This window comes from Sphingopyxis sp. CR5, from assembly GCF_059693785.1.
Map to the genome: position 1 here is coordinate 1 of NZ_JCATIE010000012.1, position 13,103 is coordinate 13,103.

The 13,103-nt window shown below is 63.9% G+C and carries 11 protein-coding genes, 1 tRNA gene and 4 pseudogenes; 14 read left to right on the top strand and 2 right to left on the bottom strand.

The window, feature by feature from the left end:
* From AC58D2_RS16890 to AC58D2_RS16920, 7 genes and pseudogenes are all read left to right on the top strand, one after another.
* Positions 1 to 125: pseudogene (locus tag AC58D2_RS16890) on the top strand (IS5 family transposase); the annotation flags it as partial.
* A 420-nt stretch (positions 126 to 545) separates the two neighbouring features.
* Entirely contained in the window at positions 546 to 785 is a 240-nt protein-coding gene (locus AC58D2_RS16895; protein ID WP_497392249.1) for a ribbon-helix-helix domain-containing protein, read from the top strand.
* Positions 786 to 788: 3 nt separating this feature from the next.
* Positions 789 to 1,217: a putative toxin-antitoxin system toxin component, PIN family gene (locus AC58D2_RS16900; protein WP_497392251.1), complete on the top strand. Its 429-nt coding sequence runs from the start codon at positions 789 to 791 to the stop codon at positions 1,215 to 1,217.
* 1,172 nt (positions 1,218 to 2,389) lie between these two features.
* The gene (gene trbB, locus AC58D2_RS16905; RefSeq protein WP_497392252.1) at positions 2,390 to 3,370 is read left to right on the top strand and encodes a P-type conjugative transfer ATPase TrbB; all 981 of its coding nucleotides are present in this window, start codon (positions 2,390 to 2,392) and stop codon (positions 3,368 to 3,370) included.
* A gap of 32 nt (positions 3,371 to 3,402) precedes the next feature.
* A complete protein-coding gene (locus AC58D2_RS16910; protein ID WP_497392379.1) occupies positions 3,403 to 3,699 on the top strand; it encodes a TrbC/VirB2 family type IV secretion system protein in 297 nt (98 codons plus the stop codon).
* The gene (locus tag AC58D2_RS16915; protein WP_497392254.1) at positions 3,699 to 3,968 is read left to right on the top strand and encodes a VirB3 family type IV secretion system protein; all 270 of its coding nucleotides are present in this window, start codon (positions 3,699 to 3,701) and stop codon (positions 3,966 to 3,968) included. Before AC58D2_RS16910 ends, AC58D2_RS16915 begins: the two co-directional genes overlap by 1 nt.
* Positions 3,965 to 4,636, top strand: a pseudogene (locus tag AC58D2_RS16920) (conjugal transfer protein TrbE); the annotation flags it as partial. The gene AC58D2_RS16915 and the pseudogene AC58D2_RS16920, both read left to right, overlap by 4 nt.
* Here AC58D2_RS16920 and AC58D2_RS16925 read toward each other — a convergent pair.
* Positions 4,633 to 6,012 (bottom strand): annotated as a pseudogene (locus AC58D2_RS16925) (VirB4 family type IV secretion/conjugal transfer ATPase); the annotation flags it as partial. The pseudogenes AC58D2_RS16920 and AC58D2_RS16925 sit on opposite strands and share 4 nt — an antisense overlap.
* Before the next feature lie 518 nt (positions 6,013 to 6,530).
* Between AC58D2_RS16925 and trbF the strand changes: the two are divergent.
* The 6 genes and pseudogenes from trbF (at position 6,531) to AC58D2_RS16955 (ending at position 10,850) form a co-directional block, all read left to right on the top strand.
* Positions 6,531 to 7,214: a conjugal transfer protein TrbF gene (trbF, locus tag AC58D2_RS16930; protein WP_497392256.1), complete on the top strand. Its 684-nt coding sequence runs from the start codon at positions 6,531 to 6,533 to the stop codon at positions 7,212 to 7,214.
* Entirely contained in the window at positions 7,211 to 8,047 is an 837-nt protein-coding gene (gene trbG, locus AC58D2_RS16935) for a P-type conjugative transfer protein TrbG (protein WP_497392258.1), read from the top strand. Before trbF ends, trbG begins: the two co-directional genes overlap by 4 nt.
* Positions 8,048 to 8,163: 116 nt before the next feature.
* Positions 8,164 to 9,270 carry a TrbI/VirB10 family protein gene (locus AC58D2_RS16940; RefSeq protein WP_497392260.1) on the top strand — a complete coding sequence of 369 codons (1,107 nt, stop codon included), beginning with the start codon at positions 8,164 to 8,166 and terminating at the stop codon, positions 9,268 to 9,270.
* Positions 9,267 to 9,488: a DUF2274 domain-containing protein gene (locus AC58D2_RS16945; RefSeq protein ID WP_497392262.1), complete on the top strand. Its 222-nt coding sequence runs from the start codon at positions 9,267 to 9,269 to the stop codon at positions 9,486 to 9,488. The genes AC58D2_RS16940 and AC58D2_RS16945 overlap by 4 nt, the downstream gene beginning before the upstream one ends.
* Before the next feature lie 10 nt (positions 9,489 to 9,498).
* A pseudogene (locus tag AC58D2_RS16950) lies at positions 9,499 to 9,681 on the top strand (helix-turn-helix domain-containing protein); the annotation flags it as partial.
* 65 nt (positions 9,682 to 9,746) lie between these two features.
* Positions 9,747 to 10,850: a tyrosine-type recombinase/integrase gene (locus AC58D2_RS16955; protein ID WP_497392264.1), complete on the top strand. Its 1,104-nt coding sequence runs from the start codon at positions 9,747 to 9,749 to the stop codon at positions 10,848 to 10,850.
* A gap of 17 nt (positions 10,851 to 10,867) precedes the next feature.
* Here AC58D2_RS16955 and AC58D2_RS16960 read toward each other — a convergent pair.
* Positions 10,868 to 10,943 (bottom strand) — tRNA-Lys (locus tag AC58D2_RS16960).
* 937 nt (positions 10,944 to 11,880) lie between these two features.
* On the opposite strand from AC58D2_RS16960, the gene AC58D2_RS16965 reads away from it, so the two are divergent.
* On the top strand, positions 11,881 to 13,095 hold the full coding sequence (locus AC58D2_RS16965) for an NAD(P)/FAD-dependent oxidoreductase (protein ID WP_497392266.1): 1,215 nt from the start codon (positions 11,881 to 11,883) through the stop codon (positions 13,093 to 13,095).
* Positions 13,096 to 13,103: the final 8 nt, after the last annotated feature.

Below are 13,103 nucleotides of genomic sequence, written 5' to 3' on the forward strand. Positions count from 1 at the left end.
TGTTCAACAAACTCAAGAATTGGCGCAGGGTCGCCACCCGCTACGACAAAACCAAGGAATCCTACCTCGGCTTCGTCGCGCTCGCCTCAGTTAAACTCTGGATACCCTTTGTCCACGAAGCCTAAACTATTGCCGTTGCGGAGTTAGGCCGGTCCTTTTGCCTGATTCTGATCGTGCGACCTTACATCCAACTTCGATTTTTGCATGGAATGCTTTGCCGGGTCGCAGATTTTATCCCGCCTTGAATTCGCGCGCGATAATCGCCTCGCACTCAGCGCAGCAGTGCGCAGGCCGCGCGGCCTGAATCGATCCCGCTTGCTGGGTAGAGCGAGCCTTGCATCGGATTATTTGCGGCATTATGGGACCAACCTCTCTCAAAGATGAGTTCGGTTGGCGGTTTTGTTGCATCTTGGAGGTTAGTGGTGGGACCTTTCGAGGCTTTTGAGTGCGCCGCAAGGGCTATCGGCCGATCCTAACCCTAACTTTTGCTCTTAAGAGGATAAGATGATAAGCATATAAACGCCTAACTGAAAAAGGACAGGCTGATGGGTGATATTACGCGGTGGACCGTCAACGTCGCATCCGAAACCGATATCGACGTGCGGACATATCTTGCCCAACGTGGCATGAAAAAAGGCGATTTGTCGCGGTTCATCGAAGATGCCGTTAAATGGCGCCTTCTCGATTTGACGCTGGCAGAGGCGCGTGCAGGGTTCGGCGATCTCACCGAAACCGACATGGATGCGCTTGTTGAGGAGGCGTTGGCCGACACGCGGCGGAATTGACCAATGCGCGTCGTTCTGGACACCAATGTTTTTATCAGCGCGCTACTGCATGACCGATCGCTGCCGTTGCAGCTTGTCGCATTGTGGCGGCAAGGCAAGGCGACGCTTCTTACGTCAGAGGAACAGCTTGAGGAGGTCCGGCGCGTTACGCGCTATCCGAAGATTCGGGCGCGACTGAATCCGGCCGTGGCGGGGCGATTAGTAAATGAATTGAAGCAGGTGGCGACAGTCATTTCGAACCTGCCCGAAGTCTCGATCAGCGCTGATCCTTGGGATAATTATTTGCTGGCGACCATAGAGGCAGGAAAGGCCGATCTGCTTGTTACCGGCGACAAGGCTGACTTGCTGCACCTTGAGCGCCATGCAGGGGCGCGGATCGTGACCGTCCGCGAATGTCTGAGACTGTTGACGGGGGCCGACCCTGCCGCCTGAACGAAATAGCGCGTATTTCCCCTTGCGGGCGATCGCCAAGGACTGTCGGCCCGCTAGACTCTCGCCGATCACCGGCTCGTCGCAATTCCGCGTCGCGCCGAGTTATCTGTCGATTGTTGCCTAGAAGTCGGTTTCTTCGAAGCAGATCTGAAACGTGTAGAGCTTGTTGACCACCTAGCTCATCAGGTCGCGCATCTTTCTATCGTCGAACTTCTTTGGACTGGGCTTTTCCTGTTGCCATTGGTCGGGTTTCGAAATTTGTATGCTTCGTGCTACATATTGCTCGAATTTGGAGCACGAAGATAGCATATGCCGACACCTCATAACCCTGCCGCCGCTGTACGGCGAGCGTTGCGCAAGCTGGGAGCGGACATCCACGATGCCCGCCGCCGACGCCGGCTGCCCATGGCGGTTGTGGCCGAACGGGCCTTCACGTCCCGTTCCAGGCTCCAAAGAGTCGAAGCCGGCGACACCAACGTCGGCATTGGCATCTATGCTGGTGTCCTACACTCACTCGGGCTGCTCGATGGACTGAGCCAGATTGCCGACATCGGCAACGATAGTGTCGGACAGGCCCTTGCCCGCGCGGCCCTGCCGAAACATGTTCATATCAAACGGTCAGCCGGATCGTCTCGCGACGGCTGACTTCGGGTTTCACATCGATCAGGAAGATCGCACGCGGCAGATTGGCTGTTGCGGGCTCGGCTAAAACATCTTTTCTCTTCGGGTACGACGGCGAATGTTTGGAACGCCCTGGCGGAATTGCACCGGAGCCCGCTCTCACTCTGCGGCGCGGCCCCTTCCACCGCCGATTGGCTTTTCAACCTTTGGCGATTCTGCGTCTGATACCTGGAGCCGCCGCTTGATGCAGCGCGCGGAGCGCCGCGTTGCCGATCCGTAGTCGCGCCGCCCGGACTCTCGCCGCGAGCGACTATGAGCCTTCGCCGATGCGCGGGAGCATCAAGCGCTGCCTCGTGCTTGAGCCATTGTCGGCACGGTGATTCGCCTGGCTCGGGCACGCGCCGCATCGTGGGCGCCTACGCCATCCTTTGTCTTTCTATCCGATTGTACGACGAACCGATTTTGCTGTTGAAGCTGGCGCATTCCTGCGTCTCTTAATCGCCCCCGTCGAGCCCGGCATACCCGCACGGCTCGCGCAGACGGGGTAATCGATGATCCACGAGCCGAACCGATCGGAAACGCAAAGCCGCAGCTCGCGGATGCTGCGTACCGCGCTCGGCGGCGCGATTGCCGAATGGCTCGCCGACCCGCAGGTCGTCGAGATCATGCTCAACCCCGACGGGCGACTCTGGGTCGACCGGCTGGGCGCAGGGGTCGCTGACACCGGCTGTCACATGCCCGCAGCCGATGGTGAGCGCATCATCCGCCTCGTCGCGCATCATGTCGGAGCCCAGGTCCATCGCGGTGCGCCCTGCGTCTCAGCGGAGCTGCCGGAAGGCGGAGAAAGGTTCGAGGGGCTGCTTCCGCCCGTGGTGGCGGCGCCTGCCTTCGCTATCCGCAAACCCGCGGTCGCGGTCTTCTCGCTCGCCGATTATGTAACGTCCGGCATCATGACAGCGGGGCAGGCCAAAGTTCTGCGGCGCGCCGTCGCGGATCGCGCGAACATTCTCGTCGCGGGCGGCACCGGGACCGGCAAGACCACGCTGACCAACGCCCTGCTTGCCGAGATCGCGCGATCCTCGGATCGCATCGTCCTCATCGAAGACACGCGGGAGCTGCAATGCGCCGCGCCCAACCTCGTCGCAATGCGCACCAAGGACGGCGTTGCCTCGCTTTCCGATCTGGTCCGGTCGTCGCTCCGCCTCCGTCCCGATCGCATTCCGATCGGTGAAGTCCGCGGCGCCGAGGCGCTCGACCTCCTCAAAGCATGGGGTACCGGCCATCCCGGCGGCGTCGGCACGATCCATGCTGGATCGGCGCTGGGGGCGCTGCGGCGCATGGAGCAGCTCATCCAGGAAGCCGTGGTCATCGTGCCGCGAGCGCTGCTTGCCGAGACCATCGATCTCGTCGCGGTGCTCGCCCGCGATGGGACGGGCCGCCGCCTCACCGAGCTTGCGCGCGTCGACGGGCTCGACCCCGCGACCGGTGATTACCGCCTCCATTCCGCCAGCCTGTCAGGAGATCCCCTATGACGTCCAATTTCGTGCATCGCGCGCGCTGCGCGATGCTCGCCTCATCGGCGTTCGTCCTTTCCATCATCCTCTCGGTTCCGGCTCACGCCGGCGGCTCGTCGATGCCGTGGGAGGCGCCGCTCCAGTCGATCCTCGAGAGCGTCGAGGGACCGGTCGCCAAGGCGGTCGCGGTGATCATCATCATCGTCACCGGTCTCAGTCTCGCCTTCGGTGACACGTCGGGCGGCTTCCGCCGGCTCGTCCAGATTGTCTTCGGCCTGTCGATCGCTTTCGCGGCATCGAGCTTCTTCCTGTCCTTCTTCTCCTTCGGCGGCGGGGCGCTCGTCTGATGGACCGGGAAGGAGAAGCGCCCGGCTTCTTTGCTCCGGTCCACCGGGCGCTGGCCGAGCCCATCCTGCTCGGCGGGGCACCGCGGAGCCTCGCGATCGTCAACGGCACGCTCGCCGGCGCGATCGGGCTCGGGCTTCGGCTCTGGCTCGCAGGCCTCGCCATCTGGGCGGTCGGTCATGCGCTCGCCGTTTGGGCGGCGCGCCGCGATCCCGCCTTCGCCGACGTCGCGCGGCGTCACCTCAAATATCCTGTCTGGATGCAGCCATGATGAACCTCTCCGAATATCGAACCAAATCCGACCGCCTCGCGGACTTTCTCCCTTGGGCCTGCCTGGTGGCGGAGGGCGTGGTGCTCAACAAGGACGGATCGTTCCAGCGCACGGCGCGCTTTCGCGGTCCCGATCTCGACAGCGCCACGCCCGCCGAGCTTGTTGCCGTCTCGGCGCGGCTCAACAATGCCCTGCGGCGTCTCGGCTCGGGCTGGGCAATTTTTGTGGAAGCGCAGCGGGTTGCGGCCCAAAGCTATCCGATCTCGGAATTTCCCGATGCCGTCTCCGAACTCGTCGACGTCGAGCGGTGCGAGCAGTTCCGCGAGGAAGGCGCGCATTTCGAAAGCTTTTATTTTCTGACTTTGTTGTGGATGCCCCCCGCGGAGGAGGCCGCCCGCGCTGAGGCATGGCTCTATGAAGGCAGCTTCAGGAAGGGTGTCGATCCGAAGGAACTGCTCGCCGGCTTCCTCGACCGCACCGATCGGCTGCTGCATCTCGTCGAGGGCTTCCTGCCCGAGGCCGCGTGGCTCGGCGATAGCGAGACGCTGACCTATCTGCACAGCACCGTTTCGACGAAGATGCAGCGCATCGGCGTCCCCGAGACGCCGGCCTATCTCGACGCGCTGCTCACCGACGAGCCGCTCACCGGCGGCCTCGCGCCGCGGCTCTGGGTCGCGAAGATCACGCTCGCATTCTTCTTGCGCAGCGTCTTCAGCCATTCGCGCAGCTGCGCGGCGAACGCGGGGCTGTCGAGCACGAGCCAACCCTCGTCGATGATGATGAGCGTCGGCGAGCCGTCGAGCCGACCTTCGATGCGGTGGAAAAGATAGGACAGCACAACTGCTGCCGAGGACGCGCCGACAAGGCCTTCGGTCTCGAGCGCCTGCACGCGGGCATTGCCGAGCCGCTCTTCCTCGGCGTCGAGCAGCCGTCCCCAGGGGCCGCCGACGAGATAGGGTGCGAGCGCCTGTTTCAGGTCCTGCGACTGGAGCAGAACAGCGAGACCGGTGAGCGTCCGCTCGCGCGGCGGCGCGGTCGCGAGCGAAGTGAGCGCCGTCCAGAGATGCTCCTTTGCCGCAGGATCGACGACGACGCCCTCGCCCGCCAGCAAGGCGGCGAGCCACTCGGCGGCCCAGGCGCGTTCGGCGGTCTCGTCGATGCGCGCGAGCGGCTGCAGCGCCACCCCGCGCTCCCCGTCGTGGAGCGCGCCGCCAAGATCCTGCCAGTCGCCGCCCATCGCGAGCGCCGCAGCGCGGATTGAGCCCCCGAAGTCGAAAGCGAAGATCTGGCTCGCGGCGTAGCGCCGGAACTGCATCGCCATGAACGCGAGCAACACCGATTTGCCAGCGCCGGTCGGACCGACGACGAGGCAATGGCCGACATCGCCGACGTGCAGCGAGAAACGGAACGGGGTCGCGCCTTCGGTCTTGGCGTAGAGCAAGGGAACGTCGCCGAAATGTTCATCCTCAGCCGGCCCCGCCCAGACGGCCGAGAGGGGGACGATATGGGCGAGATTGAGGGTCGAGACCGGAGGCTGGCGGACGTTGGCATAGACATGCCCCGGCAGGCTTCCGAGCCAGGCCTCGAGCGCATTCACGCCTTCGACCGTGCAGGCAAAGTCGCGGCCCTGGATTACCTTCTCGGCGAGCCGCAGCTTCTCGGCCGCGAGCGCCGGATCGCGGTCCCAGACGCAAAGTGTTGCAGTGACATAGGCGAGGCCGGCATTGTCGGCGCCGAGTTCCTGCAGCGCGAGGTCGGCCTCGGCGGCCTTGTTCGCCGCGTCGCTGTCGACGAGAACCGACGCCTCGTTCGTCATTACCTCCTTGAGGATCGCGGCGACCGATTTGCGCTTCGCGAACCATTGCCGCCGGATCTTTGTCAGCAGCTTCGTCGCATCGCTCTTGTCGAGCATGATCGCGCGGTTCGACCAGCGGTATCCGAAGGGTAGCCGATTGAGCTCGTCGAGGAGGCCCGGGAAGGTCGCCGACGGAAAGCCGGTGATGGTGAGCGTTCGGATATGATGATCGCCGAGCCTCGCCGACATCGAAAGCTCCGCGATCGCACCGGCGATCATCGAAAGCTGTCCGACGCGGATTTTCCTTCCCAACGAACGCGCGGGCGAACCACAGATCGCGCGGGTCTATGCGCGCTTCGGGCTCAACGACCGGCAGATCGAGATCCTGAGCCGGGCGACCCCGAAGCGCGACTATTATTGCCAGTCGCGGCGCGGCAATCGCCTGTTCGAGCTGGGTCTCGGCGACATCGCGCTCGCCTTCGCCGCCGCGTCCTCCAAATCCGATCAGCTTCGCATCTCCGAACTCGTCGAAGCGCATGCGCCGGCGCGTCAAGCCGCCGGGCGGGTTCGCGCAAGCTTCGCGGAAGGGAAGGCCGGTGCGGCCCCTGCGGCGGCGGCGGCGGCGGCGGAGCCGCCCGCCTGGGCCGCCGCAATGCGGCGGCGTCAGACCCTGACCCACGGCACGGCCGTTACGACGCAGGCGCTGAAGGCTGGCGACAGCCATGGCGCCGGCAGCGCCCCCGACATCAGCGAAAGGGATTGATCGCATGTTTCGACGACCTTCTGTCCGCTACGGGCGTGCGCCCGTTCCGGTGACGCCCTATCAGCGCGCAGCACAAGTCTGGGACGATCGGATCGGCTCCGCCCGCGTACAGGCGCGGAGCTGGCGGCTCGCCTGTTTTGCGTCCCTTGCGCTATCGGGCGGGCTCGCCGCGGGTCTCGTCTGGCAATCGGCGCGGGGCACGATCACGCCTTGGGTCGTCGAGGTCGACAAACTCGGCGAAGCGCGGGCGGTCGCGCCCGCCGATGCCGACTACTCGCCGAGCGATCCGCAGATCGCATTTCATCTCGCGCGCTTCGTCGAAAATGTGCGGTCGATTCCGGCCGACCCGGTGGTGCTCCGCCAAGGCTGGCTGCGCGCTTATGATTTTACCACAACCAGCGGTGCGCAGGCGCTCAGCGATTACGCCCGGACCAACGATCCCTTTGCCGAGGTCGGCAGGCGTCAGGTCGCGGTCGATGTGTCGAGCGTGATCCGCGCCTCGAAGGACAGCTTCCGCATTGCCTGGACCGAACGCCGCTACCAGGACGGAAGCCTGCTCGAAACCTCGCGCTGGTCGGCGATCGTGACGATCACCGTCAAACCGCCGCGCACCCCCGACGCCCTTCGCAGAAATCCCCTCGGCGTCTTCGTGTCCGCTCTCAATTGGTCGAAGGAGCTCAGCCAATGATCCGCATGTCTCTCCTGCTGGGCGCTTCTGCGCTCATTCTTCCCGCGCATGCCGCGCCCGGCGACCCCAAGTCCCAGGTTGGCCGTGCCAACGAGGCTGCGAGGGTGCAGCCCGAACGCGCGACCTTCCTCAATTCGATCCAGACATATGCCTGGGCCGACGGCGCCTTGTTCCAGGTCTATTGCGCGCCGGGCAAGGTGACCGACATCGCTCTGCAGGAAGGCGAGGAACTCGTGGGCGCCGGGCCGGTTGCCGCCGGCGACACCGTCCGCTGGATCATCGGCGACACGCTGAGCGGCTCGGGCGCGTCGCAGCGCGTCCATATCCTGGCGAAGCCGACACGGCCCGACATCGTGACGAACCTCGTCATCAACACCAACCGGCGCACCTATCATCTCGAGCTGCGCGCCACGCCTTCGACCTATATGGCTGGGGTCTCCTGGTCCTATCCGCACGACGAACTCATTGCACTCCGCGCCGCCGAAGCGGAACGCGAACGCGCCGCGCCAGTTGCGAGCGGGATCAGCTATGCCGCGCTCAATTTTGCGTATCGGATCAAGGGCGACAAGGCACCATGGCGTCCTGTCCGGGTCTTCGACGACGGCCGCCACCTCTTCGTCGAATTCGGCGACGATATCGCCAATGGCGAGATGCCGCCGCTGTTCGTGCTCGGCGAAAATGGGAAGGCTGAGCTGGTGAACTACCGGGTCGATAGTCGCTTCATGATCGTCGACCGGCTATTCGAGCGCGGCGAGCTTCGCCTCGGTGCCGGCCGCAATGCGCGCAGCGTTCGTATCGAACGCGTGCCCTCGCGCAATCGGGGCGGAAAATGAGCGCGCTGGAACGCGAAGGGGTAGGGAAAGGGCCGAACCCGGCGGACGCTGTGACGCCGGATGACGCTCGAACCCGTCCGCAAGTCATCCGGCTCATGGGAGAGTTGCCGCCCGTCATGCGTCTCTCGCGCAAGACGTTGGCGATCGCCGGCGGCGCCGCAAGCCTGGCAATCGGCGGCGTCCTGTTCTGGGGGCTCCGATCGCCCGACCCGGGAGCGCCGCCCGAGCCTTATGACGTCAGCTCGCCCAACAGTCCCGAGGTGGTGAGCGGCGCGCCCGCAAGCTACGACGCGCTGCGCAAGCTTGGGCCGCCACCTTCGGCAGAGCCCGCCAAGCCCGTCGGAGCGGGCGGGAATGCCGGAGTAGCTGGACCAGTTCCGCTGGCAGCGCCCGATCCGCAGGCTATCGCCGCCGAACAAGCACGCGAACGCGCACTGCAGGAGCGCGAGGCGGCCGCGGCGAGCCGGCTTTTTCTGAGAGCGAGAGCTGCGGCATCGTCCCCCGATATCGGCTCGCAAGCGGCCCCCACCGCGACTGGGCAGCCGAACGAGCCGGAAACACGCCGAACGCGATCGGCGGCCGGGCGCCAATTCCTGACCGGGGCCGACCGGCCTGCCTTCGAGAGCAGCGAGCGCGTCGTCGCGGCGAGTTCGCCCTATATCTTGCAGGCCGGCGCCGTCATTCCCGCAGCCTTGATAACCGGCATACGGTCCGATCTTCCCGGCCAGATCAGCGCGCAAGTGACGGAGAATGTCTATGACAGCCCGACGGGTCGCATCCTGCTCATTCCGCAAGGTGCGCGGCTTGTCGGCGAATACGACAGCGAGATTGTCGCCGGACAGAGCCGTGTGCTGCTGGCATGGGATCGGCTTATCCTGCCCGGCGGACGATCGATCCGCCTCGACCGTCTGCCCGGTGCCGACGCCGCAGGAATGGCGGGTCTGGAGGACAGTGTGAACAATCACTGGGGGAGGATGTTTCGGGCCGCGCTCGTTTCGTCGTTGCTCGGCGCCGGGAGCGAGCTGGCAGCGAGCGGCGATGGCGAGCTCATGCGGGCGCTGCGCTACGGCGTGCAGGACGGCGCGAATGAGGCAGGACGGCGCGTCGTTGACCGTGAGCTCTCGGTGCCGCCGACGCTCACGGTTCGCCCGGGCTTTGCCTTTCGCGTGCTCGTGACGCGTGACCTTATTCTCAAGCCCGCCGATCGGGGAGAACGGCCATGACCAAACTTCGTCTCGGCGCGATCGTTGAAGAAAAGCCGGTCAAGCTTACAGTGGAACTGTCGGGCGCTTTGATGCGGAACCTTCACGATTATGCAGCGGTGCACGCGAAGCTGACCGGCCTCGCGGCGGCGCTCCCGCCCGAAAAGCTCATCCCGGCGATGATCGATCGATTCATCGCGAGCGACCGTGAATTCAACAAGCAGCGTCGGCGTGGGTGAAAGTCGGGCAATGTCTTTCCCAACGCCTATCTCCCTGCCTGAACATCAACCTCGCTTCCTGAGCGTCCATGGCGCCGCCGTCTTGCTCGACTTGCATCCGAATACCGTGCGCGCCCACGCAAAGGCCGGGCTGATCCCCTGTGTGAAGATTGGTCGGTTCTGGAGGTTTCTGGAGAGCGACCTTGTTGCCTGGACTCGTGCGCGTTATCCTGCGCCCGCACGAATGCAGCCGAGTGCCCCAAACAAGGAGGCAGGCTTATGGCACTCTGGAAACGTGCAAGCATTTACTACGTCAAGATCACAGCAGCTGACGGAACGCTCATTAGACGCTCTACTGGAACGTCCGACAGGCAAAAGGCCCAGGAATATCACGACAGACTGAAGGCCGAGCTGTGGGATCTTGCCCGCTTGAAGCGGAAGCCCCGGCGTAGCTGGGACGAAGCGGCGCTTCGCTGGCTGAAGGAAATGGCGCACAAGAAGTCCTACAGGGACGATGTGAGCCGGATCCGCTGGTTCACGAAGTATTTGCGCGGCAAGATGCTGGATCAGGTGAGCCGGGACATGATCGACGGGATCATCTCGCGCCAGCTTGCCCGTCGCAGCGATCGCACCAAGGATCTCTATGTCGCGCTTATTCGCGCCATTTTCCGGAAGGCGATGCGCGAATGGGAATGGCTCGAGCATATCCCTGCGTTCAAGACCTATGTGAGGAAAGCAAAGCCGCGCGTGCGCTGGTTGACCCACGCACAGGCCGAGCGTCTCTTGCAGGAGCTGCCGGCGCACCAGCAGGACATGATGCTGTTCGCGCTCGCGACGGGCCTGCGGCAGGGCAATATCAAAGGGCTGACCTGGGATCAGGTCGACCTTTCCCGCCGCATCGTCACGATCGGGCACGGCGAGACCAAGAATGACGAGGCGTTGGGCGTTCCGCTCAACGATCTCGCGGTCTCGGTTCTCAGGCGGCGCATGGGGATCCAGCACGAACATGTGTTCACCTTCAAGGGCAGACCGCTCGGCCAGGTGAACACGAAGACATGGCGGGAGGCGCTCAAGCGGGCAGGGATCACCGACTTTCGTTGGCACGATCTTCGGCACACCTGGGCGAGTTGGCTGAGGCAGAATGACGTGCCCACCTGGGTGCTTCAGGAGCTGGGCGGATGGAAGTCGGAGACGATGGTGCGCCGCTACGCGCACATGTCGACCAAGCATCTGGCGCCCTATGCCGACCAGCTGACTTTCGGGGTCACACCGGAGAGTGGCGGACAACCGCCATTCGCGGTTTTGCCCGAAGGTCACAAAAATGGTCACAGCGAGAGCCGTCCGCGGCTCAAGCTCGTGGCCGGGACCGACCTAAGTCATTGAAAGATAAGGGTAAGAAATGGTGGACGCACTAGGGCTCGAACCTAGGACCCGCTGATTAAGAGTCAGCTGCTCTACCAACTGAGCTATGCGTCCACATGCCGATTTCGGCGGTCTCCATCAGCGGCTCTAAAAGTCTTGTGCTGCGAAGAGAGCGGCCCGCTATCATGCTAATCACCGCATGGCAATGGCTTTCGGAGATATTTTTCGAGAGAAACCATTTGACCTCGAACAGGCTTTCAGGACGCATGATGATCTATTTAACGGTCTCTCTCCAGCGTCAGCCAGGTTTGGAACGAACTGTGGGTCGCGTGACATCCATGACGGCATTCGGGGCCGGGATCCGTTGCGATACCGCGAGCTTCGCCTGTTGCGCAGCGAGCGCTATGTCGGCTTCTTAAGACCTGAACCCGAAAGCGGCCAGAAACGAAGAGTTGGTCCCCCTCCCGAATGCATGACCTGTCGGGCGCCCGTGTTCCGACCCCATCACTTCGCATAAGATCATCGAGTCTTTGAGTGGAATAGTCGAGGACAATTTCTGAGCGCAATCTGCCATCGGATCATCGAGGCGGAAATCATGCGAGCCGAACCCCCAACCTTGTCACGCATTGTCAAGAACAGTGTCCGGCTGAATGCCTTCCTGTCGGCACGAGCGAGCGTCCGCCTTGCTCGAAGGGCGCGTTCGCCGCGAGGGGAATTTCTTCGCAACGCATCGTCCCGAACATTCGAAATCTTGGTCACGCTCGTGGCGCTTTCGATGCGCCTTTCCCCTCTCGAGCGCGACATGGTCGCTGCCAGCGTGCTGAGCCTGTTGTATCGATTTCGAAGGTTGGCGCCGCCAGCGTATCGACTTTACGGGCGCGACATCCCGGCACCTCGCCCTGTGCCAAGGAATAGGCTCGCCTCGCCATCGGACTGCAATGGCTAGCCCCTCGTACGATAGGCGAGGGGCGGGCGTTTCGCGATGTTCGAGCCGATCCTCCCCGCGCCCGCATTGCAAAGCGGAGGAGACCCATTGAACGAGGAGAGTCCCGTGGCACAGAAAATCGTCATTATCGGAGCCGGTTTCGCCGGACTGCTGGCCGCCCTTTCGGCGGCACGACTGCGCGACGAGAAAGGCGTTTCCCCCGCGGACCTGACCATCACCGTCGTTGGGCCCGAACCGGCGCTGATCGTCAGACCGCGCCTCTACGAACGCAATCCCGCGTCGATGACGGCTCCCCTCGGCGAGCTGTTCGCAGCGACCGACATCGATTTTCGCGCCGGCTGGGTCGACACGATCGATGCGGCGAAGGGCACCCTCCGTCTGACGGGCGCGGACGGCTCGGTCGAAGTCCTGCTCTATGATCGTCTGATCGTTGCTGCGGGCAGTCAGGGATTTCAGCCGCCGATACCTGGCCTTGCCGACTTCGGCCATAGCGTGAACGACCGGGCTGCCGCGGTCGCACTCGATAAACATTTGCAGGCACTCGCCGATCGACCAGCGTCCCCGGCGCGCGACACTGTGGTGGTGGTCGGCGGCGGGTTCACGGGCATCGAGGTGGCGACCGAAATGCCCGGCCGGCTGCGCGAAATTCTCGGGCAGGACACCCCGGTGCGCGTGGTGATCGTCGAGCATGGGCCGTGCATCGCGCACGACATGGGCGACGAACCGCGTCCCTATATCGAGGCACGGCTGCACGAACTCGGCATCGAGACGATCGTCGGATCGGGCGTTGTCGGTCTCGACGAAGGCGGCGTCACGCTCGGCAATGGCGAGCGGATCGAGACCGACACAGTGATCTGGTCGGCAGGTATGCGCGCCTCGCCCTTGACCGCTCAGTTGCCGGCCGAGCGCGACAATCTCGGCCGCGTCATCGTCGATCCCGATCTGCGGGTGCCCGGAGCGCCGCATATCTTCGCAACGGGCGACACTGCAAAGGCTGCAACCGACGACAAAGGCAATTTTTCGCTGATGTCGTGCCAGCACGCGCGTCGCCTGGGCGCCTTCGCCGGGCACAACGCGGCAGCCGACCTGCTGGGCGAACCAACGCTGCCCTATGACCAGCCATCCTATGTCGTGTGCCTCGATCTCGGTCCCGATGCCGCGATCTTCACCCGCGGATGGTCGCCCCGGACCGTCGAGATCACCGGACCCGAGGCCAAGAAGGTCAAGATGGAGGTCAATACGGTGTGGATATATCCCCCCGCGGCGGAGCGCGAGGCAGCATTCCAGAATGCCTTCGAGGCGCGCACGGTCGATTTCTGAGAGGAGGC

Coding starts and splice junctions, on each gene's coding strand:
- AC58D2_RS16895 (WP_497392249.1), top strand. CDS start 546: ATGGGTGATATTACGCGGTGGACCGTCAACGTCGCATCCGAAACCGAT.
- AC58D2_RS16900 (WP_497392251.1), top strand. CDS start 789: ATGCGCGTCGTTCTGGACACCAATGTTTTTATCAGCGCGCTACTGCAT.
- trbB (WP_497392252.1), top strand. CDS start 2,390: ATGATCCACGAGCCGAACCGATCGGAAACGCAAAGCCGCAGCTCGCGG.
- AC58D2_RS16910 (WP_497392379.1), top strand. CDS start 3,403: ATGCTCGCCTCATCGGCGTTCGTCCTTTCCATCATCCTCTCGGTTCCG.
- AC58D2_RS16915 (WP_497392254.1), top strand. CDS start 3,699: ATGGACCGGGAAGGAGAAGCGCCCGGCTTCTTTGCTCCGGTCCACCGG.
- trbF (WP_497392256.1), top strand. CDS start 6,531: ATGTTTCGACGACCTTCTGTCCGCTACGGGCGTGCGCCCGTTCCGGTG.
- trbG (WP_497392258.1), top strand. CDS start 7,211: ATGATCCGCATGTCTCTCCTGCTGGGCGCTTCTGCGCTCATTCTTCCC.
- AC58D2_RS16940 (WP_497392260.1), top strand. CDS start 8,164: ATGCGTCTCTCGCGCAAGACGTTGGCGATCGCCGGCGGCGCCGCAAGC.
- AC58D2_RS16945 (WP_497392262.1), top strand. CDS start 9,267: ATGACCAAACTTCGTCTCGGCGCGATCGTTGAAGAAAAGCCGGTCAAG.
- AC58D2_RS16955 (WP_497392264.1), top strand. CDS start 9,747: ATGGCACTCTGGAAACGTGCAAGCATTTACTACGTCAAGATCACAGCA.